Annotated in this window: 32 protein-coding genes; 3 read left to right on the top strand and 29 right to left on the bottom strand. The window is 63.6% G+C overall.

What is annotated here, in order from left to right; translation table 11 throughout:
- The first annotated feature begins 36 nt into the window (after positions 1-36).
- On the top strand, positions 37-1,104 hold the full coding sequence (locus MIC98_RS03550) for a site-specific integrase (RefSeq protein ID WP_239735634.1): 1,068 nt from the start codon (positions 37-39) through the stop codon (positions 1,102-1,104).
- Between the two features lie 219 nt (positions 1,105-1,323).
- Positions 1,324-1,530: a hypothetical protein gene (locus MIC98_RS03545; RefSeq protein WP_239735631.1), complete on the top strand. Its 207-nt coding sequence runs from the start codon at positions 1,324-1,326 to the stop codon at positions 1,528-1,530.
- 34 nt (positions 1,531-1,564) lie between these two features.
- Here the strand turns inward: MIC98_RS03545 and MIC98_RS03540 are convergent, their stop codons facing one another.
- The 10 genes from MIC98_RS03540 to MIC98_RS03495 form a co-directional block, all read right to left on the bottom strand.
- Positions 1,565-2,104, bottom strand: coding sequence for a hypothetical protein (locus tag MIC98_RS03540; RefSeq protein WP_239735629.1), 540 nt, complete (start codon positions 2,102-2,104; stop codon positions 1,565-1,567).
- A 2-nt stretch (positions 2,105-2,106) separates the two neighbouring features.
- Complete coding sequence (locus tag MIC98_RS03535; RefSeq protein WP_239735617.1) at positions 2,107-2,853, bottom strand: hypothetical protein; 747 nt, start codon at positions 2,851-2,853, stop codon at positions 2,107-2,109.
- A gap of 152 nt (positions 2,854-3,005) precedes the next feature.
- Positions 3,006-3,353, bottom strand: a complete 348-nt coding sequence (locus MIC98_RS03530; protein ID WP_239735615.1) for a hypothetical protein — start codon at positions 3,351-3,353, stop codon at positions 3,006-3,008.
- A gap of 295 nt (positions 3,354-3,648) precedes the next feature.
- Positions 3,649-5,385, bottom strand: a complete 1,737-nt coding sequence (locus MIC98_RS03525) for a hypothetical protein (RefSeq protein ID WP_239735613.1) — start codon at positions 5,383-5,385, stop codon at positions 3,649-3,651.
- The gene (locus tag MIC98_RS03520; protein WP_239735611.1) at positions 5,382-5,693 is read right to left on the bottom strand and encodes a hypothetical protein; all 312 of its coding nucleotides are present in this window, start codon (positions 5,691-5,693) and stop codon (positions 5,382-5,384) included. Before MIC98_RS03520 ends, MIC98_RS03525 begins: the two co-directional genes overlap by 4 nt.
- A gap of 9 nt (positions 5,694-5,702) precedes the next feature.
- A complete protein-coding gene (locus tag MIC98_RS03515; RefSeq protein ID WP_239735609.1) occupies positions 5,703-6,098 on the bottom strand; it encodes a hypothetical protein in 396 nt (131 codons plus the stop codon).
- Positions 6,098-6,643, bottom strand: coding sequence for a hypothetical protein (locus MIC98_RS03510; RefSeq protein WP_239735607.1), 546 nt, complete (start codon positions 6,641-6,643; stop codon positions 6,098-6,100). Before MIC98_RS03510 ends, MIC98_RS03515 begins: the two co-directional genes overlap by 1 nt.
- An 8-nt stretch (positions 6,644-6,651) precedes the next feature.
- Entirely contained in the window at positions 6,652-7,059 is a 408-nt protein-coding gene (locus MIC98_RS03505) for a hypothetical protein (protein ID WP_239735605.1), read from the bottom strand.
- Positions 7,060-7,067: 8 nt separating this feature from the next.
- Positions 7,068-10,451 (bottom strand): host specificity factor TipJ family phage tail protein, encoded by a 3,384-nt coding sequence (locus MIC98_RS03500; protein WP_239735603.1) that lies wholly within the window; start codon positions 10,449-10,451, stop codon positions 7,068-7,070.
- The gene (locus tag MIC98_RS03495; protein ID WP_239735602.1) at positions 10,451-10,843 is read right to left on the bottom strand and encodes a peptidoglycan endopeptidase; all 393 of its coding nucleotides are present in this window, start codon (positions 10,841-10,843) and stop codon (positions 10,451-10,453) included. The genes MIC98_RS03500 and MIC98_RS03495 overlap by 1 nt, the downstream gene beginning before the upstream one ends.
- Before the next feature lie 32 nt (positions 10,844-10,875).
- Here MIC98_RS03495 and MIC98_RS03490 point away from each other — a divergent pair, with 32 nt between their 5' ends.
- Positions 10,876-11,325 carry a hypothetical protein gene (locus MIC98_RS03490; RefSeq protein ID WP_239735600.1) on the top strand — a complete coding sequence of 150 codons (450 nt, stop codon included), beginning with the start codon at positions 10,876-10,878 and terminating at the stop codon, positions 11,323-11,325.
- 95 nt (positions 11,326-11,420) lie between these two features.
- Here MIC98_RS03490 and MIC98_RS03485 read toward each other — a convergent pair whose 3' ends face one another.
- The 19 genes from MIC98_RS03485 to MIC98_RS03395 form a co-directional block, all read right to left on the bottom strand.
- A complete protein-coding gene (locus MIC98_RS03485; RefSeq protein ID WP_239735598.1) occupies positions 11,421-11,882 on the bottom strand; it encodes a DUF1833 family protein in 462 nt (153 codons plus the stop codon).
- Entirely contained in the window at positions 11,879-12,235 is a 357-nt protein-coding gene (locus MIC98_RS03480) for a hypothetical protein (RefSeq protein ID WP_239735596.1), read from the bottom strand. The genes MIC98_RS03485 and MIC98_RS03480 overlap by 4 nt, the downstream gene beginning before the upstream one ends.
- Positions 12,235-15,018: a phage tail tape measure protein gene (locus MIC98_RS03475; protein ID WP_239735594.1), complete on the bottom strand. Its 2,784-nt coding sequence runs from the start codon at positions 15,016-15,018 to the stop codon at positions 12,235-12,237. The genes MIC98_RS03480 and MIC98_RS03475 overlap by 1 nt, the downstream gene beginning before the upstream one ends.
- Before the next feature lie 728 nt (positions 15,019-15,746).
- Positions 15,747-16,052, bottom strand: coding sequence for a DUF1799 domain-containing protein (locus MIC98_RS03470; RefSeq protein WP_239735592.1), 306 nt, complete (start codon positions 16,050-16,052; stop codon positions 15,747-15,749).
- An 8-nt stretch (positions 16,053-16,060) separates the two neighbouring features.
- Positions 16,061-16,369, bottom strand: a complete 309-nt coding sequence (locus MIC98_RS03465; RefSeq protein ID WP_239735589.1) for a phage tail assembly chaperone — start codon at positions 16,367-16,369, stop codon at positions 16,061-16,063.
- Positions 16,369-17,037, bottom strand: coding sequence for a phage tail protein (locus MIC98_RS03460; protein ID WP_239735587.1), 669 nt, complete (start codon positions 17,035-17,037; stop codon positions 16,369-16,371). Before MIC98_RS03460 ends, MIC98_RS03465 begins: the two co-directional genes overlap by 1 nt.
- A gap of 75 nt (positions 17,038-17,112) precedes the next feature.
- Positions 17,113-17,469 carry a DUF3168 domain-containing protein gene (locus MIC98_RS03455; protein ID WP_239735585.1) on the bottom strand — a complete coding sequence of 119 codons (357 nt, stop codon included), beginning with the start codon at positions 17,467-17,469 and terminating at the stop codon, positions 17,113-17,115.
- Entirely contained in the window at positions 17,459-17,956 is a 498-nt protein-coding gene (locus MIC98_RS03450) for an HK97-gp10 family putative phage morphogenesis protein (RefSeq protein WP_239735583.1), read from the bottom strand. The genes MIC98_RS03455 and MIC98_RS03450 overlap by 11 nt, the downstream gene beginning before the upstream one ends.
- Entirely contained in the window at positions 17,953-18,321 is a 369-nt protein-coding gene (locus MIC98_RS03445) for a phage head closure protein (protein ID WP_239735581.1), read from the bottom strand. Before MIC98_RS03445 ends, MIC98_RS03450 begins: the two co-directional genes overlap by 4 nt.
- Complete coding sequence (locus MIC98_RS03440; protein WP_239735579.1) at positions 18,300-18,713, bottom strand: head-tail connector protein; 414 nt, start codon at positions 18,711-18,713, stop codon at positions 18,300-18,302. The genes MIC98_RS03445 and MIC98_RS03440 overlap by 22 nt, the downstream gene beginning before the upstream one ends.
- A gap of 3 nt (positions 18,714-18,716) precedes the next feature.
- Entirely contained in the window at positions 18,717-19,025 is a 309-nt protein-coding gene (locus MIC98_RS03435) for a hypothetical protein (protein WP_239735576.1), read from the bottom strand.
- Positions 19,026-19,085: 60 nt separating this feature from the next.
- Positions 19,086-20,333, bottom strand: coding sequence for a phage major capsid protein (locus MIC98_RS03430; protein WP_239735574.1), 1,248 nt, complete (start codon positions 20,331-20,333; stop codon positions 19,086-19,088).
- Between the two features lie 67 nt (positions 20,334-20,400).
- Entirely contained in the window at positions 20,401-21,138 is a 738-nt protein-coding gene (locus MIC98_RS03425; RefSeq protein WP_239735572.1) for a head maturation protease, ClpP-related, read from the bottom strand.
- Positions 21,101-22,435: a phage portal protein gene (locus MIC98_RS03420; protein ID WP_239735571.1), complete on the bottom strand. Its 1,335-nt coding sequence runs from the start codon at positions 22,433-22,435 to the stop codon at positions 21,101-21,103. The genes MIC98_RS03425 and MIC98_RS03420 overlap by 38 nt, the downstream gene beginning before the upstream one ends.
- Complete coding sequence (locus tag MIC98_RS03415; RefSeq protein WP_239735569.1) at positions 22,435-24,108, bottom strand: terminase large subunit; 1,674 nt, start codon at positions 24,106-24,108, stop codon at positions 22,435-22,437. Before MIC98_RS03415 ends, MIC98_RS03420 begins: the two co-directional genes overlap by 1 nt.
- A complete protein-coding gene (locus MIC98_RS03410) occupies positions 24,105-24,437 on the bottom strand; it encodes a hypothetical protein (RefSeq protein ID WP_239735567.1) in 333 nt (110 codons plus the stop codon). The genes MIC98_RS03415 and MIC98_RS03410 overlap by 4 nt, the downstream gene beginning before the upstream one ends.
- Positions 24,438-24,584: 147 nt before the next feature.
- A complete protein-coding gene (locus tag MIC98_RS03405) occupies positions 24,585-24,905 on the bottom strand; it encodes an HNH endonuclease signature motif containing protein (protein ID WP_239735566.1) in 321 nt (106 codons plus the stop codon).
- Complete coding sequence (locus MIC98_RS03400) at positions 24,905-25,081, bottom strand: hypothetical protein (RefSeq protein WP_239735564.1); 177 nt, start codon at positions 25,079-25,081, stop codon at positions 24,905-24,907. The genes MIC98_RS03405 and MIC98_RS03400 overlap by 1 nt, the downstream gene beginning before the upstream one ends.
- A complete protein-coding gene (locus MIC98_RS03395; protein ID WP_239738015.1) occupies positions 25,081-25,380 on the bottom strand; it encodes a DUF1064 domain-containing protein in 300 nt (99 codons plus the stop codon). Before MIC98_RS03395 ends, MIC98_RS03400 begins: the two co-directional genes overlap by 1 nt.
- Between the last annotated feature and the right edge of the window lie 42 nt (positions 25,381-25,422).

Raw genomic sequence — 25,422 nt, 5'->3', positions numbered from 1 at the left:
CTACATTCGGTGCTACCAAAAGCGGCTTGTAGCACTATGGGATCAATCCTTGCCAGACGCCGAGCCAACGGCGCGACATCTTACACGGCGACCATCCGGCTCAAGGCCGAGGGCAAGATCGTGCATCGGGAGTCGGAAACCTTCCCATCCAAGGCCCTTGCTAAAGAATGGCTGACCCGCCGTGAAGCAGAGCTGGCCGGCCAGCGAGCGCGCGGGGAGACAGTAGGCACCCGCATGACCGTCGCGCAGATGATCACCTGGTACTCCAGCCAGATGGCCGAGGACAACCCGTGGGGGCGCTCGAAGAGCGCCGATCTGGCCCGCATTGGCGATGGGGCGTTGGCGGACAAGCGCGTGGACCGCCTCACGCATGCCGACTTCATCGCCTACACCCAGGGGCGCCGCAAAGAAGGCGCCGGCCCAGCCACAGCCAGTAACGACCTCATCTGGCTGAGACAAGTGTTCCGTTCCGCCCGGGTCGCGCTGCGCGTACCGGTACCACTGCAGGAGTTGGACGATGCCGCGGAGTATTTGCGGCAGCAACGACTCATCGGGAAACCCAAGCAACGTGATCGGCGCCCCACCGCTTCCGAGCTACAGATGCTCGATGCGAAGTTCAGCCGCCGCGATGCGCGTGCCGAAATCCCTATGCAGGACATCATTTGGTTCGCCATCCACAGCGCACGACGCCAAGAAGAGATCACTCGCCTGCGCTGGGATGATCTAGACGTGGCCACAGCCACCTGTCGGCTGCGCGATGCGAAGCACCCCACCCGGAAGCTCGGCAACCACAAGACCTTCAAGCTGACGCCTGCGGCTCTGGAAATCATCCTGCGCCAGCCACGCCATCAACTCGATGACGACACTGACAACCCTCTCATTTTCCCATTCAACCCCAAATCAATAGGCGCTAGCTTCACCAAGGCGTGCATTGTCCTCGGGATACAGGATCTCCACTTCCACGACCTGCGCCACGAAGCCACCAGTCGTTTGTTTGAGGCCGGTTATAGCATCCACGAAGTTGCACTATTTACCCTGCATGAAAGCTGGTCCACGCTAAAGCGCTATACGAATCTGCGCCCGGAAAATCTTCAGCACCGCTGATCATTCGCGATCATCGACTGGAACCGGGACGCTTCCAGCCTGAGCCGCATGCCGGCCTCCTGGCGCTTCCGCCACGCCCGCCAGTCGCCATCGCGATCAGCCTCCAGCTTCGCCGCCTGCTGCTCCAGTTCCTGGGCTTTGCGGGCCGCTCAGCGAGCCTTGCCGATGTTCTTCATGGGGTGCATCGTGACCCCACTTCATCGCACCAGCCGAGACGCCATGAACGACTTGCTGAATGACCTGCACGAGCCGATCGAGGACTGGGACCGCGAGGCGAAGGACCGGCACATCGACGGCATGGCTGCGTCTGCCGACACCCTGCGGGCCTGCCGGGACGAGCTGCGCCGGATCGTGAAGCGGCACGAGAGGCGCCCCCTGTATCCCAAGGAAGGCGGCAACGGGCGGCCGAAGAAGCCCAAGCCCTGAAACGAAGAACCCCGCCTAGGCGGGGTTCTGATCTTCAGTCTTCTTCGTCAGGCTGCTCAACTTCAAGTGGTATCTTCGCCTGCCTTGCATGATCAGGGAACGGTAGCTCATCCATCCTCAACGTCTTGATCCCGACGCGCTGTGAGCAGGCTCGAACGCCACTGTCGTTGGAGATGATCAACCGGGCACCATTGGACTTTGCAATGGCAACGATCTGGCGATCAAACTTCACCTGCTGCCACGCCCTATCCGGGTCTATCCCGTCGCGCTTATTGCCTCCGCTACGACCAATCGCTGCGGCATTCATCTGCGCGCACTCGTAGGCACCAGCGAGATCAAACGGGCAAATGCGTACGGATGCCTTGTTTTGCAAGACCTCCATCATATCGTGAGCGGCTTGATCGGCTCCTATCAAGAACTCCGAGACTGACGGAGTCGGCAGAATCACGATGCCTTTCTGTTTGTCGAGCACCGAGAAAAGATGTTCAAGCTTCAGCCTATCGTCGCACTCTTTTCCGCACAGGCAGATCAGCGCGTTTGCATCGAGAGCAACCACCTTTGGCAAGTCATCCATGATCAATTGATCCCCCTGATATCTGCCCAGTAAGCATAGGGATCATCCAACTCGCGCCAGCCATTCCCTGGAATTATTGCGATCTTTGTCATGATCGACTCAAGCGGCTCCCCATCCAGAACCGTGAAGCCATCGACCGTGCACTTGTTGTTCTCTGGGACCCAGCCATCTTCCGTTTGCGTCCAGTGTCCATGCACATGCACGCGCACGACACCTTTTCGGAACTGTGCAAGCAGCCCACGAGCCATCTCCTCGTCGCGAACAATCAACTTGATGTCGCGCGAGTGGACGTCTCGTAAATGGAGATGCATGGTGTCATCCGCGCCAACAAGGCCGGTGACAACACCGTCAATCTCACCTTGTTGTCGGATGGTTATGCGTTGCATAAGTGGGGCCTGCTTTGCCCTGAAAAGCACTACTACGTTGTCAGCATGATCCTTCAGCTCTGCTGAACTGAATGAATCTTCGCCGAGCATCGCCTCCAACTTCCGCATGGGTGTGGCAGCGCGACTGTCCGGCTTGTATTTGGCTTCCTGAATACGCCTCCATGACGCTTCCCGCTTCCTTTGCGGGACTTGGGCCTTGAGCCCAATACTGGCGTTCTTGATGCCCTTGAATACCGGCTTGTTCTCGACCCCAAGAAGGTCAGCGAACAGCTTGAGGTACTCCCCAAGCCGATCCATTCGTAAGCGATCCGGGCTTCCGCCCGGAATTCGCAGCATGTACGTCCAGCTCTGGCGCGCCGCCATGATCTCTCCCCCCTGTATCAATCCTTGAGATCAGGATTCTGCCACCCCCTACCCCCCGGTGCTACCATCCCGCCGCCCCCGCCAAGCCCAAGAAGTCCAAGCCCTGAAACGACGACCCCACCTAGGCGGGGTTCCTTCGAAATGCGTCAGAACTACGGGTTCAGCTTGGCGACGAAGTAGTCTGGCTTGCCGACATCGCCCCACTGGCGAACCGCAGCGCAGACCAGCTCCTTCGCCTTCATCGGGTCGCGCGGGAAAGCGCGGCTGTAGACGAAATAGTCCACCCATCCATGCTCTCCCACCGGCTCCACGGCGCAGGACAGGTGCAGCAGGAAATCATGCTGCTCGTCGTCGGGGTCAATCCCCAACTCCTGCCGTAGCTCGCCGGCCAGAACCGACGAATGGGGCCGCATCGCATCAGCGACAACGATCCCATGTAGCAGCAGATCGGAGGCGACCAGCGAGAGAGAACGGGGTGTACGGAAGACAGGAATGCGCATGGGGGAAGTCGTGATCTGGAGGGCAAAGGTAGCCGATCACGACGAGCCTTTCGGGCGTCACCGCCGAGGGAGCGGCGGCCGGCGCGGCGCTCTTGGGGAGTTGCGCCGGGGAGGATCATCGCCCGCGCATGTCGCACGGACTGAGATCGGCCAGCAGCTGCGCCATCCCTGACGCAGCCCGGCGGGTGGATGGCCTCGGCTGGTAGCCGGCGCCGCCGTTGCTGGCATGTCCATGCTGCTCCAGTTGGCGAGCGCCGGCAGTCGGTCAAGGCCGGGGCGGCGGGTAGGGGAAGCCCTACTCCATGCTCTCGATCGACAGATACTGCGCGAGCACAACCGCAGGCGTGGTGCCCGGATTCGTCACCGAGTAGGGCTTCTGGCTTCGCGACAAGACACGGGCACGGTAGCTGCGCGCCGCCGTGCTGCCATCCGCATCAGTCACGGTCAGGGAGCCGTCCAGGGTCCAGGAGATGAACGATGCATCGGAGCGCTCGTAGTCGCTCTGTCCGATCAGCGTGCGTCGGCCAAGCTCGGTCCAACTGCCTCCAGAATATTGACGTTCGATCACCACCACCGCGCTCGTAACGCCGGACCCGGGGGTGATCTGGCCGGTGAGATTCGGGTAGCTTTGAAACGCATCGAAGGTCATGCGGGCGGAAACCGCTTTCGGCTTGCCGTTCGAGTTGTTCTGCCCGGTGGCCACGCTTGCCGAGCTGCTGGTACTCGTGGTGCTATTGAAAAACCGCAACACGCCCTGCAGCACCTGCCCGCCGAAGTAAGCGTTGCCGTCGCTATCCTCCCAGATCATCGCATTGGCTTTCGTGCAGTTCGCCGCGCCGATGTTGGGGCCAAACCAGCGCATCAGCTTCTGCCCGGCGACGCCGAAGTTGTTGCCGATGATGGTCTGGCTGTTCCCCTTCCAGATCCGGATGTACCCGTCCTGGATTTCCATGCCGTCGGCGCCAGCCGGCGAAAGCAGCCGGAACACATGGGCCATCACGTTGAACTCGGCGATGACGCCGTTGTTGATCGACTGCACGCCACTGATGACGTTGCCGGCGGTCAGGTACACGCCCCACGATGCCTTGGCCTGCGCCACGCCGGCCTCGTTGACGGACACCCGCGAATCCAGCGCAGTTGTCGCATTGGCGTTGGCGATCACTTGGCCGTCGAGCGTGGTGATGGACGACTGCACGCTCACCAGTTGCTGGCTGTGCGACGTGAGCGTGTTGCCTTGGCTGGTCTGGGTCGTCTGCAGGTTGCTGATCGCAGTGCCTTGCGCGGTCTGCGTGCCTTCGACGTTGTCTACCCGGCCAGTGAGCAGAGTTACCCGCTGGGCCTCGGCCGTCACCGTGCCCTCCACCGCCTCTACCCGGGTATTCGTCTGCACGATGGCGGTGGCGTTTGCCGAGGCAAGCACCCCCGCCTCCTTCGCCAGGTTGCGGTTATTGGCGTCGATGGCGTTGAGCAGCGTCTGCCGCTTGTCGTAGACATCAGTCCACAGGTCGCGCCATTTCTGTCCGGCCTTGGCCGTCAGCAGGCCAGAAACGCGGATGCCGAGATCGAGGCGCCCGCGCAATACCGCCGCGACTGCGAGCTGGCCGATGACATCGACCCCGATGCCAGCGGCACCGCGCATCGGCACGCTGGGCAGCAAGCAGCCCGCCGCGGTGAATTGCATGCCGGTGCTGCCGCGCAGGCGCTGGGCCGGCGTCAGCACGCCCAGCAGATCAATCCCCAACAGCGCCGCGCCGCGCAGGTTGACGTTGCCGGAGAGTGCGCCCGCAATGCCGATGGACAACACCGTGCGGCCCACGGTCCCGGCCTGCGTCAGCGAGCCGGCCAGGGCGAACGAGAGCCAGGTCTGGCCGACCATAGGCACCACCGGCAGCGCCGCGCCGCCGGTATCGACACCGAGCGACGTGGAGCCGGCTACGTCGAAGTAGCGCGAGCCGTTGGCGCCCAGCGCCCGCACGCTGCCGCCCGGCAGACGACGGCGCGCGCCGTTCGGCAGGATGCGGAACACGGTCATTCGGCGGGCGCCTCCCTCTCCGCGTGCAAGTCGGCGACGTACTGCTTGATCAGCTGCACGACTTCGAGTCCGGTGATCTCTTTGCCGCCCACGTCGAAGCTGCGCGCGGCGAAGTCGCCCACCAGCTCACCGACAACGCCAGCAGGGTCCATTCGGACGAACTCGTCGTCGTGATACTCCAGCGTCTGTAGTTCCAGCGATACCGAGCCGGCAGCTTGGTCCACCGGATTTGCACGAATGCGGATGTCCGCCGCATAAACCTCGCGGCGGATCGTTACGTTGGTTTTCTCTTCGATGATGATTGCCATCGGTACTCCTCACGGGGCATAAGGGCCGCGCCAGATCCGGCAGGACGCGCGGGTGGTTTGCGTTGCGGTGTCGCGGATCTCAAGTTGAATTCGGCTACGAATGCCGCTAAGCCATACGATGGTGAACCCGCCGCCAATATTGGTCCAAACGTTCTGCGTTGGACCGCTCGGGGCAGTACCCGCCTGTAGAGTCCAGCGCGCCTGGTATGAGTCGCCGACAACCGAGTTCGCTGGGCCAATCCACCACATGTTTGGCACGAGTGGATTGCTACCTGCGTTGTAGTAAGACGCGCTCCCGTTCCGGAGGAGGGAGAAATTCGTGTCTCCGGAAGCAACCGGGTGTTCAAAGTCGTATAGGTTTACCAGCTTCTGCGCGCGTCCCGAGATGATGCCGATGTTGAACATCACGCACTCCCCAGGTCACCGAACAGCAGCCACTCGTTGAGGCCGGTGCGCTTCAACCCCCACGGTGCGTACTGCCCGTCCGTGGTCGCCGTGCGGTTGGATCGCTTGCGCAGATCGACGCCAGATGCGGCTACGAACGTCACTGCGCCCGCGCCCCACTGCGCGCCTTCCAGTTGAATGTCGTCAGGCCACTCGACGTCCGCTTGTGCAGGGATCGTGATCGTCTGCGCGGTCGCGTTGTTGCAGCGGTTGAAGCGGTTCATGTTCGACAGCCCGAGCGTGGCCGCGGAGCCGGTAATCTCGACCGACGCCGCACCGCCGCTTTCGAGCGTGAGCTGACCGCCAGCGAGCGACAGCCGCATACCACTGCCCTGCACGATCTTGCCGAGTGCGTAGGCCGCGATCTTCGCCGCAGTGATTCGCAGCCAGCTGTTCGGCGTCGTCGGCGGGTCTCCGTCCGGGCGCTCGATCTCAAGCATGTCAGCATCGGCCAGCGCCGATGCCTCGTCCATGCTGCCGATGCTGTATGCAGTCTCGTCAGCCATGTGTCACCTCAAACCGGCGCAGCGGTGGACACGGCACCGGTCAGATCGCCGGCCTTGAATCGCAGCTCTTGGCCGACCGCCACGGTAACCGCGTTGGCGAGCTTGCCGCGCAGCAGCACCTTGCCGGCGCCAGACGCGCCGTTGCCGATGGTGAAGTGCGTGAGCACGTCACCCGCAGCGCCGGTTACTTCTGGGAACTCGATTGCGGCCGCGTTCTGGAAGTCGGCGCCGGTCACGGTCCAGTCCGGCGGCGCCACCTGCACGCGCGCGTAGCCGGTATAGGCCGTCTCGTTCGTGGATTGCGTGCCAGCCGCACCGGTGTCGGCCGTGTGCAGCGCGATGTAGGTGCCGCCGAAATCGCCGTCAGTGAATACGGCGGTCAGCAGGTCATTGGCAAAAGCAGTGGATGCGCTCATTGGATTCCTCAGGTCAGGTTGGTATATCCGCTGGTGTCATCCCAGCGGGTGGGGGTGGTCAGGGTGTTCATGTAGGTAATGAGGCGGTCCAACGCCTCGTTGTAAGCAGCTTTCTCGTCGACCACTTCGGACAAGTCGGCCTCGGCATTGATGCCGGCGCGCTCATCCAGCAGCGCGGCGAAGTCGATGCGCAGCTGCGGCTTCTCCACGGGCGATATGACTTCGTCGTCGTCGATGGCATCGATACGGGCACGCTCTGCGGCCACTGCCGCCTCGCGTGCCGCCCGTTCCGCGCTGATCTCGGTCTGCCGCTCCTGCGCCTCGGCGGCGATCTGGTTGGCGCGGTCCTGCGCCTCCTGCGCATCACCCTGAAATCGCGCTACGCGCTCGGCCTCGATTGCAAGCTGCAACTCGATCAGCTGCTCGGTGACGTTCTCCGGGTCAAGCCCGGCGATCACTTCGCCAAGATTCGGCCCGAAGGTGCGCGAGATCGTGCGCATGTCCTCCGACAACTGGCCGCCGGTGTTGCGCGAGCGGCAAGCGATGGTCCACTCGCCAGCCTCCGGTAGCACGCTCTCGAACGGCGCGGTGTAGTAGCCCGACTCCCCCAGCGGTGTCATCGACTCCCAATCTGGCGATGCGATGCTGCCTGCGATGTAACGAATCTCGACGCCGGCAAAGTCTGGCGACTGAATCGTCTCGGATAGCCAGCCCCACGAATAGAGGCGCACACCACCGCTCTGCTCTTCGACGCTGAAAATATCGACAAGCACCGGTGGCACGCCCGCCCCCGCAGTGGAATAGACCGCCTGCACGGCGATGCCAGCCTCGCCATCGGGCGAGAACGGCCGCACCACGATGGTGTAGCTGCCCGGCTCGTTGATGCGCCACGTCGCGGTGCGGGTGACGGTCTGTGCCACGTCCTGCAGCTCGCCGCCGGCAATGCCAGCGCGGACAATCGTGGTGCCGACCGGGCCGGTCACGTCGAACGTGGCGGTCAGCTCGGTGAACGTGGTGTTGCCCTGGACAACCTGCTGCTCGGTCACGCGCAGGTTGCTGGCCACCGGGCGGGTTTGCAGCAGCGACTGGTTCGGCGCCGGCACATAGTGGCCGTTGAGCACGTAGTCCCAGAACTCCGGCCCTTCCGGCACCACGCGCACCGCCGCACCCTTCAAATCGCTTTCCGGCTCGATGCTGGTCACGCGCACCCGATAGCCCGGAGTCTGCTTGAAGTCGTAGATCCATAGCGTGTCGTGCGCCGGGTTGTCGGCGACAGCGCCCGGCAGCGCGGCATCGCTCGGCCACGGCTCCGCCAGCGTCACCGTGCGGCTTTCGCCCGAGAAGGACTGCACGCGCAGCACGCGATATACCCGCTCGCCGGGGATGCGCACGCCGATGTAGGCATTGCCGGTAGTTGGCGCCGGCACGGGTTCATCGAGCGTCAGCGTGACCACGCCAGCGGCATTCACTGCCGCCTGCACGCGCCCGCCATAGCCCCACTGCGTCATATCGTGCTGGAGCGCCAGCAGCGACAGCCGCTGATAGCTCAGGTGCTCAATGTCGGTGCTGTAGCTGATGTCCTTGTACTGATACAGGGACTGCGCAAGATGCCAGCGCGCCAACCGGGCGGCGTGTTGCTCGGTGCTAACTCCCTCGCCCGTGACCTGCGCCGGGTTGAGCATTGTTTCCACGCCCGGCGCCGGCACACGCAAGGTCTTGGTCTCCCACGTCTCGGCATCGAAGTACGAATACTCGATGCCGTCTGCCGCGTTGACCAGGGTGTAGTCCACTTGGAACTGCCCCTTTTTGATCGTGGCCATGTTGACCACGCCCGACAACGGCTGTTCCTGCGCCGCCCACACGACGCCCAGCCGGCCGCCCGCCCACGTGATCTCGCCGAACCCGGCGCGGGCGATGCTGGACAGCACGTCAAGGTGGCTGCGCGCGTCCTTGATGTAGTAGTTGTAGGTGTAGCCGTTGGCGGCGCAGTGCAGCGAGAACGCCTTCCACGACTCCAGATCGATCTGCGCATCGTCCAGCGCCATGCCGGCGAGCAGCCGGGTGCCGGCACGGATGCCGCGGGCGTAGGCCACGCACTGCGCGCCGGGGTTGCTGCTTTCCTTCGTCACCCACGCGCTGCCATCCCACTCAGGGATCGGTGCAGCGAATGCCACGCCGCGGATTTCGTCCGGAGTGCCGTTGAGCTGGCCGGTAGCCTTGATCCGCACACCGCTGCGCGCCAACCCGGTGTAGTCGGCTTCATCGACCTGCACGCTGGTCAGCGTGGTCCACGTGAAAGCCGCCTGGGCGCCACTGCCGTTGGTGTTCAAGCCAGCCGTGCGAACGCGCACGTCGTATTGCCCGCGCTCGACGTCCTTGGCGTAGCCGACGCGGTATGCCTTGGTCTTGCTGCTGTTGAGGGTGTAGCTGCCGAATACCTGCCAGCTCGTCTCGCCCGCCGGCCGGTACTGGATTTCGACGCGCTCGGTGTTGTTCTTGTCCTTGCCCTTGCTGGTCTTGTCGTAGAGCTGGTATTCCAGAGCAACGATCAGCCGTACCGTGTCCACGGAACTGGTGCGCTCGATCCATGCGCTCGGGGTGTGCTTCGGGTCACTGCTGGTATCCAGCAACTGCCCGCCGTCGATGGTGTCGGCGTTGCTGTAGAGCGGGATTTCCTCGTCCGGCATCTCGCTGTAACCGGCGTGATAGACCTGCACGCCGTCGTAGCTGCTCAGCAGGGTGTCGCCGTTGTACAGGTCCTCGATGCGCCCGACGTTGACGCCCGCGCACAGCAGCAGGCCAAGGAACTGATCGTTCCCTTCGTACCAAGTGTACGGCTTGCTCAGCAGGTCCGGGGTAATCCGCACACGGCCGAACAGCAGCGGGATCGGCTCGTAGGCTCGCAGCTGATTGCGCGCGCCGCTGATCGAGTACACCGAATCCTGCTGCTGGCTGCTGGCCTTCGGCGGTTTCGGGCCGAGCACCTTGTTGATCAGCATGCTGCCGGCCATATACACGGCCGTCTGTGCCACGAACGTGCCGAACGCCGTCGATGTCCCGATGCTCCAGCCTGCTATGGCACCGCCACCGAACGTGAAGTAGGTCAGCGCGATCAAGGCAACCACCGCCAGCGCCGACTTCCCGACGCCGCCGCGGACCTCGATCACCTGCCCCTGCTTCGGGTAGACGTGGTGCCATAGATGCCGATCCACGGCGCGGCCGCCAATGCACACCTCCCACCGCTGCCCGTCCAGCTCCGCCACGTTGCGCTGCAGGATCGCGTACAGACTCTCGCCCGCGCGCGCCTCCCACACCACGTTGCGCTGGCCATCCAGCAGCATTGGATGCGGGGTCACGATCAGCCGGCCCGGCTCGACCGGAAGTTGTTCCATCAGGCCCACCGATACACCCCCTCAATTCGCAGCCCGTAGTCGGGCAAGTCGCGCACCCGGTGCAGCACGCTGCAACAGTTGCGCTCGTTGGTATGGAGTACCCAGCCCTCATGGGCCAAGAAAAAGAAAACCCCGGCGTGGCCGGGGCGTTTCTGTCCGTGGTCGATCATCAGGACGAGATCGCCGTCCTGTGGCGCGGCCGTTCGTCGGGCGTAGGCCCTCGACAACTCGCCCAGCGCTGCCTGCCCCTCCGCGCCGCGCGGGCGCCGGCCCGGCATCTGTACCGACCGGCCGAACAGCGCATGCTGGACCAGCACCACCAGATCGGCGCAGTCGAACGTCTGCTCGTCGTAGGGGATGGCGACGAATCTCTCAACCTGAGCTAGATTCACGCCTCCCCCCCATCCGGACATGGAAGATCCGTATGCCGACCAAAGTCGTCCCAATCCGGTTTGTTGACCATCTCGGCAACCCATCCGGACCCGATCATGACGTGCGAATGGCAATCCCCGTGTTCGACGTGACTCTGTGCGCCCCAACGGACTTCACCATCGCCGCGCAAGGCAACGGAATTGCCTTGGTTGATACCGGGGCGGACTCCAACCATGCCACCCCTGAGAGCATCCGCTCCCTCTCTCTCCATAGGCTGTACGACGGCGAAACCCACAGCGTCCACGGAACTGTTGCCAGTACCGCATACAGCGGCGGCCTGTACTTTCCTTCCGCGCAACTTCTCATCAGCACCGAGATCACTTCGGACGTCTTCCGCAACCGCTGCTACAGCGTCATCGTTGGACGTCGTACGCTGGAAATGGGGTGTTTGGTTATGGACTATCCGAACAGAATCTTCGAATGGCGCGTTCCTATCCCATGAGGTCTGCAGAGAAGGCAGGGAAGTTGGAATTGCTTGCATCCCTGGGCTGGTAGTTCTGCTCTGGATAATTGTGACCATAGAATCTCTCCCGCGCATCAGAACGCCCCCGGCGCGGTGAACGGGTTGTAGCGCAGCCGCACGGCCTGCTGGCGCACCACCGCGTCGTAGCCACACTGCGCCGAAGCGGTGCGCACGTTCACCGACACCTGCGTCATCGGCAAGTAGTACTCACGCTCGATCACGTTGGGGTCGGCCCGGTCGCTCAACATCAGCTTCGCCATCACCACGTCGCCCGGCAGCAGCCGTTCCAAATCCTCGGTGATGCCCCGGCCCACGTTGTCCAGCGTCAGCACCGCACGTGGCGTCTGGCCCGTTACGTCGTCCGGCAGCTTGAAGCCGAACGGCACGCCGATGTACTCGATGCCGTTGCTGGTCCAGTTCTGCGTGTCGTTGACGATGCGCAAGGTCTCGGTGAATGACGGCGCCGACACTTCAAGGAACAGCAGCGTGCCGGCCGTGTCCGTGATGCGCTGGCGACGCTCGGTGAAGGTGGTCATCGCAGGTACTCCATGACGACGTTACGGCTGGCGATGAAGAAAGCCGGACCGAGGGGGACGAGCGTACCGATGCTCCCATTCTCGAATCGCGCGGCGATCGTCGCACCCGTCCTTGGGTGCTTGATCTGGAACCAGCCGATGCGCTTGATCGTGTCGAAGTACCACGTCTCAAATGCCGCCACGTCAGCGGCGGAGCGGAAGAATAGGGTAGCGCCAAGCTTCACCAGCACCTGGCTATTTGCCAACCGCTGCTTCGGCACGCCACGCTCCATTTCAGTCCGCTCTACCGACGGGTCGAACGAATCCGAAAACCCATCCGTCAGGATGTGTACATATCTTGGAAAATCAGCCATTAGATTCGCTCCGCAATGTCAAACCGGCCCTTCTGTGCTTGCGCTGTTTTCCCGCCCATAGCCGTGTCCGTAGCAACAACGTCAATCACCCACCGCTCCATCTGACTACCGTCCGGCATCGCGCTCGTTTCCTTTCGGGCCCGCACCTCGCTGCTCGTGTAGTTGTTGATCACTACGTTCCCGGCAGAACCACCAGTCGCCGATACACCCAGCCGCCCATCAGAGCCACGCCGCAGCGGCATGATCGCCTCCGGCCCCGCCTCGCCGAACACGCCAGCACCCTTGGCAAAGGCGAACAGCTGCGGGGTGCTGTACACGCCGCCGGAATAGGCCGACAGGCTCGGCGAGTTGTAGGCGCCACCCTTGGCGTTCGGGATCAACTTCCCCATCAACTCGGCGTTGATTCCTTGCGTCCCGCTGCTCACCAGAGCATTTCCCGTGGCAGTGGTGCCGCCGAACAGTCCGCCAAGGGCATTGCCCAACACGCCCACGATCATCTGCCGCGCCGCGATGCGGGCAAGGTCGGCGATGATTGAATCGGCCAGGTCGGAGAACGACAGCTTGCCCGTCTTCACGAACTGGACAATGGCGTCCTCGGCACCGCTGAATGCGCTGGCGAACAACTCGCGCGACTGGCTGGCAATGTCTTTCGTCTCGGCGAGGTAGTCCTCCAGCGCGGCGTTCGCACCGATGCGCCAGTCACCGATGATCGCAAGCCGCTGCCGCTGGAACTCCCGCTCGGCGTCAAGCATGCGATCACGGCTGGCGCGCAGCTCCTTCTCCTGCCGGCGCCACGACTTGGAATCCTCCGCGACTCCGCGATCACGGAGTTGCTTCAAACCATCTTGATATTCGCGCTGGATGTCCAACTGCCGGCGCAGTTGGTCAACTGCGTCACCGCCGCGGCCGTAGCTCATCAGGTCAAGGGTGTTGGCACGAAGCCGGTTTTCCTCGGACACTCGAATCTGCGCCTGTAGCCGCTGCAACTGCTCGGTGGCGCGCACCTCCTTCTCCTTGGCATCTACCAGCGCCCCGGTCGCATCGAGTTGCTTGAGCAGCTGATTGATCGCCTCCTTACGCTCGGGCGTGGCCTTGGCGCCAAGGTTCAACAGTTCCTGCTCCACCGCCACACGCAGTCGCTGGCTGGTGGTCAGCTTCGCCTCGGCCGCAAGCTGCTCGGTGTTCAGCGCGATCTGCTGCCGGATGCGCTCGGCCAGTGCCTGTGTCGGATCAGCCTTCTTACTGCCCTTGGCCTCCGATTCGGCGAACCGCTTGCGCGATGCCGCGATCTGCTGGTCCACCTCCTCCTGCGACTTGCCCAGCGCCTTGGCGGTCGCAATGATCCGCGCCTCCTCGGCCTGCTGCTTCTCGCGCTTGCTGAGGTTCTGGCCTACCCAGCGATTCCATTCTTCCTCGGCCTTCTTCCTTTCAGCGCGGGCCTTCTTCTCTGCTTCGGAGTCAACCGGGGCATCACCGGAAGACACACTGCTGGTCACACCCTGGAAGGACGGTCCCAAGCCCGGTGCCTTGAGTCCCCAGTAGTTCTCCGCCCAATTGTTGACCCGCGCCAGTACACCTACGCCACCCATGTTGCCAGCGGAGATGACCTTGGAAAGCCAAGAGTCCGAATCACTGGAGAGCCATTCGGGAGACTTGATGGCGGCGAGCTTGGATAGCAGGTCAAAATAGCGGCCAACTTCACCAACAGCCCCGGAAGCGGAATCCTTCACCCGGTCCCACATCGTGGTCAGGATGGACTGATTTTCGGCCGCCTTTATTGCAACATCATCAGAATACCGGCCGTAGATGCGAACAGCCTCCGCTACAGCTTCTTGCTTCCGCCCTTCGTCCTCCAGAGCAGCAACGCGCTCAAACTGAGCTTTCGTCAGGAAATGCTCGGTCTCGTTGAGTTTGAGCAGCGCATCGACGGGGGCCTTTGCGATCTCTTCAAACTTCGAGATCGTCTTGTCAATGGCCTGCCCAGTGGCGGCCTCCATACGGGCAGCAGACCTCACCACAATATCGAACTGTTCGCCCGCGAATCGACCGCTTGCTGCCACCTGCGTCAACGCAGCGACAGCGCCGCCGCGCGTGACGCCGTTCAGCGCATCAATCTCCGCGACCAAATCATTGAACTGCCCCGCCGCTACCCCCGCGTAGTCGCCGGTAGTCAGAAGGGCTGCACGAAACTCCGCCTCTTCCTTGTTGTAGTTCGACCACGCATACCCGACAGCCGCCAACGCGCCGGCAGCAATAGTTGCCGGGTTTATCATCGCCAGTAGCTGCCCGGTAAGCGCCCGCACAGCAGGGGTAATTCCGCCGAACATGTCCTTCAACTGGCCGCCCTGCTGGAGCAGGACCGTCATCGGACGCTGCCCGCCCTGGAGCGAAACAAAAATGTCGGTGATCTGCGCGGGTACGCCTCGCATGGCGGCCGCCTGCTGTGCCGCACTGATGCCGTACTGGTTCAGCTCTTTGCCGGCCTTCTTCGCCGCAGCCTCCCCCGTGGCGAGCTTCTTCACGATCTCGTCCAGGATCGGACCACTGGAGCGAAGCGAGGCGTTGTAGGCGACTTGCTGCGCCTTGGTCATGTTCAGCGTGTCGGCCTGACGCACCAGCGAATCGACACGGCGCTTCTCCACGGCCGAGAGTTGCTGGTACTGCTGCTGCGCAGACGTGGACATGTCCGAAACAGCACGCTTTGCGGCGGACACTGCGGAGTCGAACTGCGACGTGTCGACGGTTACATCGATGCGCGCAGTGCCAATGGCGGTATCGTTCATGAATTTCTCTCCGGCAACAAAAAAGCCCACCGATTGGTGGGCTTTTGCATTGGCGACATCGTAGCGTCGCGCTTCCTATCAAGTTGGATCAGAATCCGTCAGCGGATCGCGCTCTTCGCTCTTCATTCTTATGCGCCGTGAGTTCTCTTGATTGAACAAGCACCCAGTGCTCACCGTAAGAAGGCGTGTTAGCGAAAACTAGTGCTTCTGCCTTATCACGGGTCCATCTGACAATCGGCGAGCCGTTGTCCGACCGCTCACGAAGGCTAACAGGTCCGTATTTCTCTGACAGCAGGTCTACAGCTCTATTCAACCCCATTGAAGTTTCCAACGAAATTGAGTGCACGACGCCATTCCATACCGTCACCTCTATCTCAGGCTTCGTATATTCCGGCACGGACGTAGTAGCAAGTTGAAGCAGGTATTCACCATCTGAAATTGAAGCTTCTTTACTTGCCGATAAACGAGTCCGCCAACAAGGCACGGGAGATTCACCGGCAGCGGTGATACCGCACTTGGGATAGTCGAGTGGAGAGAACAGATTAACGCCGACGATACCCTCTACGGGCTTCTTTGGTGCCGGGGTAGCAACAGTTTGCTCGTGAGCCGGCCTGCACGCGGCCAGCAGTACGCATAAAGCAACACTTGCTCCACACCATCCCCTCAGTAAACCGAGCCGCGCCATTGATCCTTCCCCATCTGTTGACGGGCGGATCGTAGCAGCATCGTTACCTGCTGGCCTCCGCGAAGTGCGCCAGGGCTGCCGCTTCGATGACCCGGATGCCGGCCATCACCTCGTCCCGCTTGTCGCCCTCCAGCCCCTCGCGGTCCAGCTCGTAGAACACCACGTTGTAGTCCAGTCCAACCGAGCCCCCGGCGCCGACGCGCCACTGGGAGGAAACCCGGGAGAAAATCTCGATGGGAAGCGTGCACTCGGGCCACAGGTCAACAGACGGGGGCGTGAAGTGCTTCGCTTTCAGGCCGGTTTCCGCAAGCTCGGCCTCGGTGGGGGCGCTCCAGTACAACGCCCCCACCGCCTCGATCAGTTTCCCTTGCGCGCCACCTGGATGGCCTGCGCATAGCCGTGGATGATCACGGCGTCCAAGCCGATCTGCTGCTGCAGGGCGTAGTCCACGCCGGCAGTGTCCAGCTCCGCATCGGCCTCCCAACTGGACACCATCTGCAAGATCGCCTGCGTCGGCGTCATCTCGCCGGCCGTCACCTTCTCCATCAGCTCGCCATAGGCGTCCTTGTCCATGTGGCGATACACGAGCTTGAGCTTCTGTTCCCGCCCGTGGCCGATGACGGTCAGCGTCGCGTCGAACTTCTCGGGGGCTTTCACCTTGAACATCAGGCGGCCTCCACCAGCGTGGATTCGGCCAGCTGCGTGAACGTGGCCGTATTGGAGTTCGGGGCGTTGTTCGCGATCGACGGATCGCCGTTGAAGGACAGGTAGCCATAGCGGTACTGCACGTCACCGCCCGGCAGCTTGGCGCGCAGGATGACCGGCTTGCCGATGGCGTCCACTTCCTTGGCAGCCTTGTACCAGGGCAGCTTCGGATCGTAGTACAGGGGGATGGTCAGCACGCGGGCATTCTTGTAGGTCGGCACGTTGATCTGCTGGCCGGTCGGGTCTTCCAGGAACTGGCCGGTCCAGAACTGCTGCTCACCACCGGACATGGACGGCTCGCCCTGCTGGGTGAAGTCCACGAAATCGTCAGCCTTGTAGAGCTTCGCCTCGCCGCTGTCGCCCGGGAAAAGCGCAGTCGAGCTGGTATCGATACCCAGCAGGATCACCGAATCGCTGGCGCCCTCGGTGACAGTGCCCGCCTGCGACACGCGGTTGTTGATGATCGGCCAGCCCGGCACCTCGATCAGCAGGACGTCATCCTTATCGACGGTGCCGGTGGTGACGGTTGCCACCGCGGGGTCGGCCTTGGAGATGGCCGTGGCGGCGATGACGGCGGAAAGGACATTGGCGAACCCGAACTGGGTGCCCTTGGGGAACTTGAGTGCCATTCGTTGTTACCTCGCTTGGGTCAATAAAAACCCGGCGCGAGGCCGGGTGGTTGGGGGTGGTGCTGGGTGGAGCGGTCAGGGGTCGGGGTACCAGACGCCGAAATCCTGTCGGGCGCTGTACTTCTTGATGGCGTCCTCGTAACCGGACACCGCGGCGCCGTAGGGCGTGGACAGCGGCATACCGGTACAGATGCGGTCCTCGATTTGACGCATCAGTGTGTTGGCCTGCGCGCGTGTTTCCGCCCATAGCGTGATCTGCACTCGCGCGTGCTTGTGGCCCGGCATGGCGCCCTCGCTGAACCACAGCGCCTGGCCACCCACCTGCTGATAGACGGCGCACGGGTATTGCGGGTTGTCGGGCGGCACGTCTGGGTCGAACCGGCCACCGAGAAGCGGCGCCAGAAGCGCGGTCAACTGCGGCTCATAGCTCATCGCCCCCTCCCTGCCCGGCCAGCAGTTCCGGCAGACGCTCCCGGCCACGTTCGAGCATGGCCGCCTTGGCGCGCGGCAGGGCGGCATCGAGCGCCGGCCGCAGGAACGGGTAGGCCGGAACCCACTTCGGTGCAGCGAGCGGCGCGCCGGTGTACCACTCGCCATCCTTGCCCTTGTAGCGTGCGTGCGTCTGCCAGTGTCCGAACTCAACCAGGTGCCCGTGGGGCGCCTTCTTGGCGTTCCAACTGACCGAGTAGACCTCCACCGCCTCGGTGGATTCCCCATCCCTGTAGGCCAGATAGATTGCATCCCGCAGAGTGCCAGGGTTCTTGCTGTCCTCACCGACTGGCGCACGGCTCTTGGCCTCGTCCCGCAGCACCTTGCCGCCGGCCACCGCCATCGACCGCGCCAGTTGATGGCGGACCTTGCCGAGCAGTTCCAACCCGTTGATCGCATCGCGGAAATCGATGTTCGCCTTGATGCTCATCCGCTGTTCCCGCCCTGCTCTGTAACGATGAACGCAGCGTCCCGGTCTTTCAGATCGCGCGTCACGCCCTTGATGTCGAATACCAGCCCGTCATAGACGATGCGCATGCCCGGATTGACGCCCAGCCGGCCGATTACCTCGAAGCGCACCTTGAAGCTGTAGCGGGCGATGGCGGCCGGCACGCCGCCCTGCAGGCTGGAGCGGATGGCACCAAGGCCGGTTTCATTGGCGATCCCGGCCCATACATCGTCCACCCGCTCCCAGCTCTTTACCGGCTGGCCCCAGTCGTCCCGACCGTCCGCAAGCCGCTCAATGCGGATGCGGCGGTTCAGCTCGCCGGCCCTCACGGCAGCACCCTGCGCCACGGGAATACCAGCTGCTGAAATACCGGGTTCTCTGCGACCTGCTCGACAGTGAGCTCGGGATTTCGCAGCATTTCCCCGACCATGAAGATCACTGCCGAGCGTAGAGACTCCGGCGCCGGCCCTGGCTTGGTAGTGATCAAGATGGGGCGCACGCCCTCCTCGCTCGTGACAATCGCGGGCTGGATGGGTAGCTCTGCGCCCGTGCCCACCGGCGACCAGCTGTAGGAGGCCTCCGCCAGCGCGTAGCCGGTCTGCTGCTCGACGGCTTCGCGTCCGGCGCTGATCATCCGCCTGATGTCAGCGTCCAGCGCATCGCCATCGAATCGGAGGCGTCGCTTGGCTTCCTCGACATCGACGGGCTCGTCGGTCGCGGCGATCAGCAGGTGCAGCATGGTTCACCCCTTGTAGGTGATGGCGTTGGGGTGCGGGTCGATCAGGCCGCCGAGACGCAGCTGTTCCGCATGCGCTGCCGGAACCTGCACCACCTGTCCGACCTTGCCCAGGTGGTTGTCGCTCAGCACCAGGGCCGGGACGGTTTCGCCCGACTCTGCGGGAGCGGGCGGCTGCGGGTCGGAATCGTCGGCGCCGCTTTCGGCGGGCGACGGCGCATCATCGCCGGCAGGCAGTGGAGCGGCCGGCGCGGGCGATTCGGGCTGCGTCTCGCCTGCGGCGGCCGGTGGGGTCTTGCTGCTGTTCTTTGCCATGTCGTGCTCCATGTCGGCGCCCCGGCAACGGGGCGCCGCTTGGTTGATAGGCCAGGACGGTTACGCCGCGGCACCGTGCTGGAAGGTCTTCACCGCGCCGCCAACATCGACCAGGTTGCCGCCGGTACGCATCCACGCCAGGAAGCCGACCTGACCCTTCTTCACATAGGCCGAGTCGTTGAAGCGGAACATCGTCAGCGCCATCACGTCGCGGATCTTGTAGTAGCTGAAATCGCCGAACGCGATGGACTTGGCGCCGGCCGCCGGCGAGGCCACATGCTGGTTGATCTGGATGTCGCGGTTCAGCAGGCGATCCGGCGCACCGCCCGGGTTGCCCTGCTCGTAGCCGGGGACGAAAATCGGGCGGCCCTGATCGTCCTTGACCTTGCGCACCAGCTTGAGCATGTCGTCGTGGAACATCCACTTCGCCGCGGCACGGTAGGCCGGGTCCACGCTGTGTTCCAAATCCACCAGGTCGTCGTAGGTGATGATCGGCAGCGCCGACACCGCTCCGATCTTGCCGACCGTGGCGGCCGTGATGGCGCCCATCGGCTGACCGATGCCGCTGCCAACGGTGTAGTGCCGGTTGGTGATGCGGCCCAGGCGCGACTGCAGGCGACGCTCGATGAAGCCGGCGATATCCGAGGTGCTGTCCTGCAGCAACTCCCACGGCACGGTGACCACCTTGGAGCTGTACTTGTAGACCTGCAGCCCCTTGGTGCCGAAGGAGACATCCGCATCGGTGGCGGAGGTATTTTCGGCAACGATCTCGCCTTCTTCCGAGGTGCCGTCGCTGGTCGGATACTGCATCGGCTCGCCGCCGGCAGTGCTGAACACGTCGGCCACCTGGCGCATGCCACCGTATGCCTTGAGCGCGTCCAGAATCTGCTGGGACAGGGTGGTGGGGACGGTGTAGCCGCCCTGCTCAGGGTTGACCGCCGGATTGCCGGACATGGCCGCATTGACCTGCTTCCAGTCCTCAGCAGTCAGCGCGTTGTCACCGCCGCGCGCCCAGCGGTCGAACAGGCACATTTCGTTGGACGGATTCTTGCCAGCGCCCTTGTTGTCGTCATCATGCTCGCGGGCGCCGCGCTCGTGCATGGCGTTGTCCGCGGTCAGGTCCATGACCTTCTGGTGGCGCTCAATGGCCGCGTCGATGCGCTCGATCTCGGCCACGTTGTCGTCGTACTTCTTCTGGTCCTCCGTGGTCCAGGTGTTGCCATTACCGGTGCTGGTGTCCAGCAGGTTGCGGGTTTCCTTCGCCAGCGCGGTGCGGCGCTCCCGCTCGGCCTGAATGTTGAAAGGCATGGGTTCGTTCCTCTAGGCAATAAAAAACCGCCTCGCGGCGGTCGTGGGCTTGGCAAGCGGGAGCCGCTTACGCTGGGGCGCGCTCCAGAAGCGCCAGACGGCGCGACAGGGCACTTTGGTGCGCGATGATGGCCTCGCCATCGTCCGCGGTGTTCTTTGGCTGCAGGAGCGCAGCCGGCGTGTTGCTGTAGGCCGACAAGTCCCACTGGTTGCCGGCCTTCTTCTTGTTCACGACCTCGACCACGCGGTCAGCGAAGCCGTGCTCCTTCGCCTCATCGGCGGTGAACCACGTTTCCTCGTCCATCCACTGGACGATCTGGGTCTCGTCCTTTCCCGTACGCCGGGTGTAGTCGCCGGCCAGGCCGGTGTCGATCTTCCCCAGCAGGTCGGCGGTCTTGGTTATGTCCGCCTTGTTGCCGATGGCGATGGTCCAAGCGTTGTGGATCATGAAGCCGGCGCCCTGGGTGATCTCCACCTCGTCGCAGGCCATGCAGATCCCGGTCGCGGCGGAGGCCGCCAGCCCGTCGACATGGGCAATGACCGTCGCCCGGTGCTGAGAGATGGCGGTCATCATTGAGCGCGCAGCGAACACGTCACCGCCCGGCGAGTCGATGCGCAGGTGGATCACGTCGGCGTCGATGCCGGCCAAGGCCTGGGCAAACATCGTTTCGTCAATGTCACCCCACCATCCACCGATGACGCCGTGCAGGTAGATGGTGGCCTCCTTGCCGTCCGACTCGGCGCGGACGGGCTTGGACTTTCCGGCGTTATTCTTCGCCAGCTGCAGCAGCTTCGGAATCGTCATCGGGGTTTCCTTCTTGGTCGTCGGGCTTCGGCGGCTTGGCCGGAGCCGGGTCTTTCGGTCGGTACAGCACGTCGCCGCCCGGAATCGGCGGCAGGTTCTTGAGGCGGCGCACCTCGTTGACGGTCATCCAGCCTTGGGCGCCGGGGCCGCCGAGCGCCTTGCCGAAGTACTCCGCCTGGGCCTTGGAGTCGCCGGCCAGCAAGCTATCGACGTTGTGCTCCGTGAAGTAGCGAACGGTCCGAAATAGCTTTCGGTTCAACTCGTCCTTGATCCGGCGCAGGTGCGGGCCAAGGGTGTGCTTCACGAAGCCGATGCCCATCTGCTCGATGCCGGTTCCCCAACTCGTCGCTTTGCTGGTCTCGCCGATCATGTGCGGCGGCACGCCGAATGCACGCGCGATGTCGATCACCTGCCACTGCCGGGATTCCAGCAACTGCTGGTCGACCGCCGACATCGTTAGCTCTTGTACTTCCAGTCCCTGGGTCAGCATCAGGGGAACCCGGCGGTTGCCCTGCATCCCTCCATACTTCTTCACCCACGCATCGCGGAAGTCATCTTGCTGCGCCGGCGTCATCTTGCCGGGCGCCTTGATGGCTACCTCCGGCTTTCCGCCTTCACTGAAGAACTTCCCGGCATGCTCATCGCCTTGGATAGCGATGCCGATGCCGTTGCGCGCACCCCACTGGATGACCGACATCCCATGCGTGCCGTTGAAGCCGAAGCCCGGGAAGTGCAGCACGTCGTCCTGATCGACGGTGAAGTAACCATCGTCATCGTGGAACGTGTACTGCAGCCGGCGCGGCTCGCGCGGGCTCGACTTCGGCTGCTCCAGGATCATCACTCGATCCCGCGGCCACGGGATGAACCCGGTTGCGATTCCTGCGCGGTTGCGCGTGATGTAGGCAATACCATCGCCCCGGAGCAGCATCTGTGCGACCAGGAACTCCCAAGCAGCACCCGCCGGCCATGCCGCGGAGAACTGCTCGTTGAGCAGCCACCAGTAGTCGTGGTCGGCGCGGACGCGTGCCTCGCCGGTGCGCTTGAACACCGGTAGCGGCAGCTGCGCGATGGCGCCCGCAATCAGGGTCACGCAGCCGAACACGGCCGACACCCGCATCGAACTGGCAGGGCTGACCACAGCGCCAGCAGCCGTGGTCGGATTACCGAATATCTCGAACATCCGAAGACTGGAGGATGAAACCGTATCCCCCTCTACGATGTTGCCGATAGGCGGCTGGATCGTCGGCTCGATTCGGTCGCGCGCATCGGCGACGGCCTTGTTGAATAGTCCGAACATCAGTCGATCACCACGAAGCCTTGAGAGATGACGCCGTTCCCCGCTTCGGGGTTCAGCTCCATAAGAGCAATGGCGTCGAAAACCGCCATCAATGGGTCGATCTTGGCAGTCCCGCTGATCTGCTTGGTGATCAGGATCGCATTGCCGCGCGGCTCGACCTTGGCATTGCCGACGCACCAAGCCATCAGTGGTTGGCCACCGTGGATGAGGACGCCTTCTGCCAGCTTCCGCTCCGTGGTCTTGATCGCACCACCCAGCCGCCAACCCTGCGAAACTGCCACGATCTTGTCCTGTGGGACGCCAGCCTCCTCCAGCGCGTCCAGGATCGCGCCGAGCCCTGCAGGGTCAGCGCCGACCTTCGCAAGCAGGCACGCGTCTTCCAGCCGTGCAACCAGTTCAGCAAGCTCCCGCACGTCGTCGCCAATCTTCTCGACCAGCACCAAGTCGCCATCGGCAGCGAAGTCGCGCAGCCGCGGCGCGATCTCCTTCCGCCGCTCCAGCACAGACGGGTGCGCCCACGCCCGGGTCCATACCAGCCATTCGCGCGTGTCCGCATCACGACCAACCACGGCCAGGCCGAGCAGGTCATCCAACCCGCCGCCGTCGATACCAACCGTGACCACTTCGCAGCGTTCGATCAGCTCCAGCAGGGACAGCCCTTGGCGCGCCTGCACCTGCCAGTAGTCCGCGCCGGCCCAACGGTCCGACCGCAGGGACATCCCGATTTCGACATTCAGGTGCTTGGCAAGAAACTCCTGCAGCTTCCCGTCGCGGGAGTTGGTGAGCCTGCGAAGCTGCGCCTCTATCCAGTCGGCGTTGACCGAGAACCCGATGTTCGGGTTGGTGATGTAGTAGTTCTCCGGCAGCAGGTACGCCTTCGACTCGACCATGACCGCCGGGAACTCGTAGAGGATTCCCAGCGTCGCCGGGTCCACCACCACGCCGTCGCGCACGTCGCGCCAGTACTGCAACTTCTCCTTGAACACGCCGGCCGGCGGCTCGTCCGATTGGGTCGTCAGGAAGATCACCCAGCCCTCGTCGCGCGACACCTGGCCGCCCAACGCTTCCAGGAACATCGACTGCGCCTTGGCCTTCTTGCCGAACAGCCACAACTCGTCCACAAGGACGCGACCGGCCTTCTTGCCCGACACCGTGTCGGTATCCGCCGCCACCACCTTGAGCGTGTTGCGGCTCACCCTGTGGGTGATCGTGCGCAGGTGCTCTTGGACATGGAACATGGCCTGCAGCTCTTCGTCGGCCCGGATCATGCCCGCGGCCGGGTTGAAGCTGTTGTCCGCAACCTCCTTGGTAGGGGCCAGGATTAGATGCTCCTCGTCCTCGCGCCAGCACAGAATCGTCGCGGTCAGCATGATGCCGGCCGCAATTGTGGACTTGGTGTTCTTCTTGCTGATCAGCAGGCCGTACTCGCGGATCAGCTGCTTTCCTGTCTCCGAGTCGTAGCCACCGAAGATGGCCCGCACGAAGTCGAATACCCATTCCTCCGATGCCTCCCCGAAGGTCGGCTTGCCCGGTAGATCGGCGATCCGCAGTTGCTTGAAGATCGCCAGCGCGTGCTCCGCCTCGTCGGCGAAGATCGGCGGCGGGATGATCCCCTGCCGTGCGATCAGGCGTTGCTCCCAGCCCGGGCACGCCGTCGTCCAGACCGGCGTCACCCCTTACCTCCTACCACCCGCAGCGGCGCCTTGGCCGGGCCAAACCGGCCACCGCCGGCTGCCTGTTCGGCCGCACTCTTCTGCTGGTCCTTCTTGCCGGTCGCCTTCTTGGCGTACTCGTAGGGCATCAACGCCTTGGCGGCGTCCACCCGGACCTTGATGTCGGTCTGCATGTCGTTCATCACCCCCTGGAGGAACTTCTGGGGGTCAGTGGTCAACAGCAACTCGGACAGATTCAGTTCGGGCGCTTTCGGCTTCCGGCCCGCACCGGGACGGGCGCCGCCAGAGTTCGCGCGCGGCCCTCCGCTACGTCCCTTCTTGCCAGCCATTTGCTGATTACTCCGAAATCACCAAAAAATCTCTGCGTGAGAGGACAGGTGGTTTCCGGGTGAGAATTGCTCTCAACTTTTACCCTCCCCCTCCCTTTCGTGGAACATCCGGCCCGTGGAACGCTCATGGCGGACTTTCGTGGAACATCACCGCCGTGGAACGCCCCGCCCTGCCCGCGCGAGGTCCACCCGGGTCTTGGCCTTGTGGCACTCGATGCACCGCACCCTGCAGTTCTCGTCCGTGTCCTCGCCGCCGTTGGTCAGCGCCACCTCGTGGTCGAGCTCGAACCCATCGGGGTAGCGCGTCACCGCATTGCAGTCTCTGCACGTCGGGTCGGCCGACCAGATGCGCAGGCGGCGTGCCTGTAGGCGGCGGCCGGTGATGCGTCGCTCGCTCGGCGTGTGCGCCAGTGCCAACCGGCTACCCGCAGGCTTGAGCCGTGGCGGCAATGTCTTGAGCCTGACCATCACCTGCTCCCGCGTCGTTGGCGCTCCACTCGCACGACCAGGCCGCGCCGTATCCACCACTCCACCCGCTGCCAGTCCGGCTCCATGCTGGTCGCCCGCGCGAACCACACCACCGCGCGCAGGTACCAGCGGCACCACCAGCGCCAGCCGATGGATGCTGTGACCGTCTCGGACATCAGAACTCCTCCACCGCCCAGCCGCCGCCGCCCTTCTTCGGGCGCACGCGCACCGCTATGAACCGGAACGGATACTGATCGGCCGCGATCTTGATCTTCGCCCTGGCATCGTCCTGCCAGAACCCTTTCACCTCGTGCAGCTCCATCACCCCGTCGGCGGCCAGCACCGCGAAGTCCGGGGTATAGAACGTGTTGTCGGCCAGCCGCAGCTTGATGCCCTCGAACCGGTGCCACAGGATTTCCCCTGCGTGCTGCAGCGCGCGCAACCGCTCCGCATACGCCGCCTCGGTCTGGTTCATCTTCCCGGCCTTGAGCCGGCCGAGCGCGAGGTGACCACCTCC

The sequence above is a fragment of the Stenotrophomonas sp. NLF4-10 genome (genome assembly GCF_022359915.1).
GTDB lineage: Bacteria > Pseudomonadota > Gammaproteobacteria > Xanthomonadales > Xanthomonadaceae > Stenotrophomonas > Stenotrophomonas daejeonensis.
This window is presented reverse-complemented; position numbering and strand designations above follow the sequence as displayed.

Bases quoted from the DNA above. Each gene is read 5' to 3' on its own strand.
- MIC98_RS03510 (WP_239735607.1), bottom strand. From the start codon at position 6,643: ATGGCTGACGAGACTGCATACAGCATCGGCAGCATGGACGAGGCATCG.
- MIC98_RS03395 (WP_239738015.1), bottom strand. From the start codon at position 25,380: ATGAACCAGACCGAGGCGGCGTATGCGGAGCGGTTGCGCGCGCTGCAG.
- MIC98_RS03455 (WP_239735585.1), bottom strand. From the start codon at position 17,469: ATGAGCTATGAGCCGCAGTTGACCGCGCTTCTGGCGCCGCTTCTCGGT.
- MIC98_RS03550 (WP_239735634.1), top strand. From the start codon at position 37: ATGGGATCAATCCTTGCCAGACGCCGAGCCAACGGCGCGACATCTTAC.
- MIC98_RS03480 (WP_239735596.1), bottom strand. From the start codon at position 12,235: ATGGCTGATTTTCCAAGATATGTACACATCCTGACGGATGGGTTTTCG.
- MIC98_RS03505 (WP_239735605.1), bottom strand. From the start codon at position 7,059: ATGAGCGCATCCACTGCTTTTGCCAATGACCTGCTGACCGCCGTATTC.
- MIC98_RS03535 (WP_239735617.1), bottom strand. From the start codon at position 2,853: ATGGCGGCGCGCCAGAGCTGGACGTACATGCTGCGAATTCCGGGCGGA.
- MIC98_RS03490 (WP_239735600.1), top strand. From the start codon at position 10,876: ATGCCGACCAAAGTCGTCCCAATCCGGTTTGTTGACCATCTCGGCAAC.
- MIC98_RS03405 (WP_239735566.1), bottom strand. From the start codon at position 24,905: ATGGTCAGGCTCAAGACATTGCCGCCACGGCTCAAGCCTGCGGGTAGC.
- MIC98_RS03500 (WP_239735603.1), bottom strand. From the start codon at position 10,451: ATGGAACAACTTCCGGTCGAGCCGGGCCGGCTGATCGTGACCCCGCAT.
- MIC98_RS03545 (WP_239735631.1), top strand. From the start codon at position 1,324: ATGAACGACTTGCTGAATGACCTGCACGAGCCGATCGAGGACTGGGAC.
- MIC98_RS03400 (WP_239735564.1), bottom strand. From the start codon at position 25,081: ATGTCCGAGACGGTCACAGCATCCATCGGCTGGCGCTGGTGGTGCCGC.
- MIC98_RS03520 (WP_239735611.1), bottom strand. From the start codon at position 5,693: ATGGCAATCATCATCGAAGAGAAAACCAACGTAACGATCCGCCGCGAG.
- MIC98_RS03425 (WP_239735572.1), bottom strand. From the start codon at position 21,138: ATGACGATTCCGAAGCTGCTGCAGCTGGCGAAGAATAACGCCGGAAAG.
- MIC98_RS03540 (WP_239735629.1), bottom strand. From the start codon at position 2,104: ATGGATGACTTGCCAAAGGTGGTTGCTCTCGATGCAAACGCGCTGATC.
- MIC98_RS03430 (WP_239735574.1), bottom strand. From the start codon at position 20,333: ATGCCTTTCAACATTCAGGCCGAGCGGGAGCGCCGCACCGCGCTGGCG.
- MIC98_RS03530 (WP_239735615.1), bottom strand. From the start codon at position 3,353: ATGCGCATTCCTGTCTTCCGTACACCCCGTTCTCTCTCGCTGGTCGCC.
- MIC98_RS03410 (WP_239735567.1), bottom strand. From the start codon at position 24,437: ATGGCTGGCAAGAAGGGACGTAGCGGAGGGCCGCGCGCGAACTCTGGC.
- MIC98_RS03515 (WP_239735609.1), bottom strand. From the start codon at position 6,098: ATGTTCAACATCGGCATCATCTCGGGACGCGCGCAGAAGCTGGTAAAC.
- MIC98_RS03460 (WP_239735587.1), bottom strand. From the start codon at position 17,037: ATGGCACTCAAGTTCCCCAAGGGCACCCAGTTCGGGTTCGCCAATGTC.
- MIC98_RS03525 (WP_239735613.1), bottom strand. From the start codon at position 5,385: ATGACCGTGTTCCGCATCCTGCCGAACGGCGCGCGCCGTCGTCTGCCG.
- MIC98_RS03475 (WP_239735594.1), bottom strand. From the start codon at position 15,018: ATGAACGATACCGCCATTGGCACTGCGCGCATCGATGTAACCGTCGAC.
- MIC98_RS03465 (WP_239735589.1), bottom strand. From the start codon at position 16,369: ATGTTCAAGGTGAAAGCCCCCGAGAAGTTCGACGCGACGCTGACCGTC.
- MIC98_RS03435 (WP_239735576.1), bottom strand. From the start codon at position 19,025: ATGGCAAAGAACAGCAGCAAGACCCCACCGGCCGCCGCAGGCGAGACG.
- MIC98_RS03420 (WP_239735571.1), bottom strand. From the start codon at position 22,435: ATGTTCGGACTATTCAACAAGGCCGTCGCCGATGCGCGCGACCGAATC.
- MIC98_RS03450 (WP_239735583.1), bottom strand. From the start codon at position 17,956: ATGAGCATCAAGGCGAACATCGATTTCCGCGATGCGATCAACGGGTTG.
- MIC98_RS03485 (WP_239735598.1), bottom strand. From the start codon at position 11,882: ATGACCACCTTCACCGAGCGTCGCCAGCGCATCACGGACACGGCCGGC.
- MIC98_RS03440 (WP_239735579.1), bottom strand. From the start codon at position 18,713: ATGCTGCACCTGCTGATCGCCGCGACCGACGAGCCCGTCGATGTCGAG.